Source organism: Brevibacterium sp. 2SA (assembly GCF_005502845.1).
Lineage (GTDB): Bacteria > Actinomycetota > Actinomycetes > Actinomycetales > Brevibacteriaceae > Brevibacterium.
Map to the genome: position 1 here is coordinate 1 of NZ_SCMW01000102.1, position 3769 is coordinate 3769.

Annotated in this window: 2 protein-coding genes; one reads left to right on the forward strand and one right to left on the reverse strand. The window is 69.1% G+C overall.

The genetic code is table 11. The features are described 5' to 3' along the window. The coding region (locus FFS20_RS17705) for an Rne/Rng family ribonuclease (RefSeq protein WP_137827088.1) at window positions 1–2534 on the forward strand (2534 nt) is incomplete at its 5' end. 179 nt (window positions 2535–2713) lie between these two features. On the opposite strand, the gene FFS20_RS17710 is transcribed toward FFS20_RS17705, so the two are convergent. Then, a partial coding sequence (locus FFS20_RS17710; protein ID WP_212743376.1) for an SPFH domain-containing protein occupies window positions 2714–3769 on the reverse strand: 1056 nt, incomplete at its 5' end.

Consider the following 3769-nt stretch of genomic DNA (forward strand, 5'->3'; position numbering starts at 1 on the left):
ACCCCTTCGCCGCGCCGGCCGCCCCGGCCCCGGTCGAGCCTGCGAGCCGTCCGGCCGCCGCGGTGCCCCAGCACGGCGGACTGATCTTCCAGGTGCCCAAGGCGGAACTCGCCGAGACGGTGAGCATCGACGACGACTTCGACGATGAGGACTTCGACGAGGACGAGACCGACGATCGCACCGACGACCGTGACGACCGCGAGGATCGTGACGACCGCGACGACGAGGGCGGCAGTCGTCGGCGCCGCCGCGGCGGACGCGGTCGCCGCTCGCGCAGCCGCGACGATGACGAGTCGGAGGCGCAGAGCTCCCGCAGCGAGAAGAGCCGGGAGAAGCCTGCGGAGAAGTCCGCGGAGAAGGACTCCGAGACCGCAGACGGCGACGAACGGCCCGCCCGCGCGAACCGTCGCGGAGACAAGGCGGAGAAGAAGTCCGACGACGACGCCCGCGACAAGACGAGCGAGAGCGACGACGACGGAGACGACGAGGACGGCGGTTCGCGCCGCCGCCGGCGTCGCCGCTCCCGCTCCCGCGGCTCCGACAGCGACGAGGTGACCTCGCTCAAGGGCTCGACGCGTCTCGAGGCCAAGCGCCAGCGGCGCAAGGAGGGCCGGGAAGCCGGTCGCCGTCGCCCCGTCATCACGGAGGCCGAGTTCCTCGCCCGCCGCGAATCCGTCGACCGCACGATGCTCGTGCGCGAGAACGGCGATCAGACGCAGCTCGTCGTCGTCGAGGACGGCATCGCCGTCGAGCACTATCTCAAGGAGAACCGTCAGCAGTCCTCCCTCATCGGCAACGTCTACCTCGGCAAGGTGCAGAACGTGCTGCCGAGCATGGAGGCCGCCTTCATCGACATCGGCAAGGGCCGCAACGCCGTCCTCTACGCCGGTGAGGTCAACTGGGACGCGCTCGGCATGGACGGCAAGGCCCGTCGCATCGAGGCCGCGCTCAGCCCCGGCGACTCCGTCCTCGTCCAGGTGACGAAGGACCCCGTCGGCCACAAGGGCGCCCGTCTGACGAGCCAGATCTCCCTGCCCGGACGCTTCCTCGTCTACGTGCCCGGCAACTCGATGACCGGCATCTCCCGCAAGCTGCCCGACGTCGAACGGGCCCGCCTGAAGAAGCTGCTCAAGGAGCTCGTCGGCGACTCCAACGGCGTCATCGTCCGCACCGCCGCCGAAGGCGCGACGGACAAGGAGCTCAGCCGCGACGTCGAGCGACTCGCGAAGCGCTGGGAGACGATCGAGAAGAAGTCGAAGTCGACGAAGGTGCTGGCCCCGCAGCTGCTCTACAGCGAACCGGACATGATCGTGCGGATCATCCGCGACGTCTTCAACGAGGACTTCAATTCGCTCGTCATCGACGGCGACGGAGCGTGGAACACGATCCACGAATACGTCGAGGCCGTCGCTCCCGACCTCCTCGAGCGGGTGCACCGCTACTCCGAGGATGAGGGGATCTTCGACCACTACCGGATCGAGGAGCAGATCCAGAAGGCCCTGCAGCGCCAGGTCAATCTGCCCTCGGGCGGCTCGCTCGTCATCGACCGCACCGAGGCGATGACCGTCATCGACGTCAACACCGGCAAGTTCACCGGGGCCGGCGGCAACCTCGAGGAGACCGTGACGCGGAACAACCTCGAAGCGGCCGAGGAGGTCATCCGACAGCTGCGTCTGCGCGACATCGGCGGCATCATCGTCGTCGACTTCATCGACATGGTCCTCGAATCGAACCGCGACCTCGTCGTGCGCCGGCTCGTCGAGTGCCTCGGCCGTGACCGGACGAAGCACCAGGTCGCCGAGGTGACCTCGCTCGGTCTCGTGCAGATGACGCGCAAGCGCATCGGCACCGGACTCGCCGAGTCGATGGTCTCCGCCGGAGCCGACCTCACCGGACGCGGCCTGCTCCTGCCCGGGTCGGAGGAGGACGGGTCGAAGGCCCATCGCGGCAACCGGTCGCAGAACTCCGAATCCTCGGGCAACGGCAAACGCGACCGGAAGCGCCGGTCGTCGAAGAACAACGAGTCGGAGTCACAGACCGAGTCGGTCGGCAACGACGCCTCGCGCTCCGCAGTGGCAGCGATCGCGAAGGCGACGCTGAAGAAGGACGACGACGCCGAGGCGGCAGACGCACAGACCGACACGGGCGCAGCCGACACGACGCCTGAGGAGAAGCCCAGCCGCGCGAAGTCCCGCGGACGCAAGCGGACGAAGAGCACCGACCGGTCCGCCGAGGCCGGCCGAGGCGACACCGACTCGCACGACGAGAAGCCGAGCACAGGCGAGGAGCAGCCGATGCTGCCCGTCGAATCGGAGCCGAAGACCACCGCACCGGCAGCGGACCCTCCTGCAGCGGCGGAGGCCGAACCGGCGGGGGAGATGCCGCTGATGATCGGCGCCGACACGACGACGAAGGTCGCCGTCGCCGCCGAGCCTGAAGCCCCGCGCCGCAAGGCCCCGGCGAAGAAGGACAAGCCGGCGGAGAAGCCCCAGGAGGCGCTGCCGACCTCGTTCGTCATCATCGGCGAGGACTGAGGCTCTTCCGCCTGCGAGCCACCGGCGAGAGCACAGCGCCCCACGTCGAATGACGTGGGGCGCTGTGCTGTCCGTGTCCGGATCCGGGCTCAGCCGCTGCCCCGGACCCGACCCCAGCCCCTGACGCGCGCGAGCCGGGCACGCGCACCGCGGCGGAGCCGAGGAGAGGGGAGCGGCGGTCAGGTGCCCGACTGCTTGTTCCGGGTCGTGCTGATCGTCGGCTGTGCGGCCTGATCGCCGCAGAGGACGATCATGAGGTTCGTGACGAGGTCGCTGCGTTCGGCGTGCCCGAGGGAGACGATGTCACGACGTTCGATCTGCTCGATCGCCGTCTCGACCATGCCCACCGCACCTTCGACGATGAGCTGCCGGGCCGCGACGACGGCCGTGGCCTGCTGCCGCTGGAGCATCGCCCGGGCGATCTCCGGAGCATACGCGAGCTGGGTGATCCGGGATTCGATGATCGACACGCCCGCGGCGGCGACCCGGGCGGCCACCTCGGCGGAGAGCTTCTCCGTGATCTCATCGGCATTGTCGCGCAGGGACATCCGATGCGGATCGGAGGAGTCGTAGGCGTAGGAGTTCGCGATATGGCGCACCGCCGTCTCGGCCTGAATGGCGACGAACTCCTCGAAGTCGTCGACCTCGAACATCGCCTGAGCCGTGTCGCGGACCTGCCAGACGACGACGGCACCGATCTCGATGGGATTGCCGTCGAGGTCGTTGACCTTGAGCGTCGAGGTCTCGTGATTGCGGATGCGCGTGGAGATCTGGATCTTCGAGAAGAGGGGATTGACGAAGCGCAGACCCGACTGACGCACCGTGCCGACGTATTTGCCATAGAGCTGGAGGACGACGGCGTGGCCGGGGGCCACCGAGGTGCAGCCCTTGAAGAGGAACATCGAGGCGATGAAGGCGAGGACTCCGAGGACGAGGAGGATGACGCCGAGCGGGTTCTGTCCGATCATCAGGCCGAAGCCGACGAGTCCGAGGAGGATCGCGACGAGGAGGAGGACGACGGCGCCGACGATCGCGAAGTAGCCCGAGACCGCGCCGGCCGGTCGTTCGCGGACCCGATCGCCCTCGACCGACTCGATGCGGGTCGGCTGATCCGGCCCTGGTCGACCGCCGGCGGGTCCGCCGGTCATCTGCGGGTGGTGGCCACCTGGGCGACCGGGCTGCGGGTGCTGCCCTTGCTGCCAGGGCTGCTGGGGCGGTGGGGTCGGGTGCTGGGG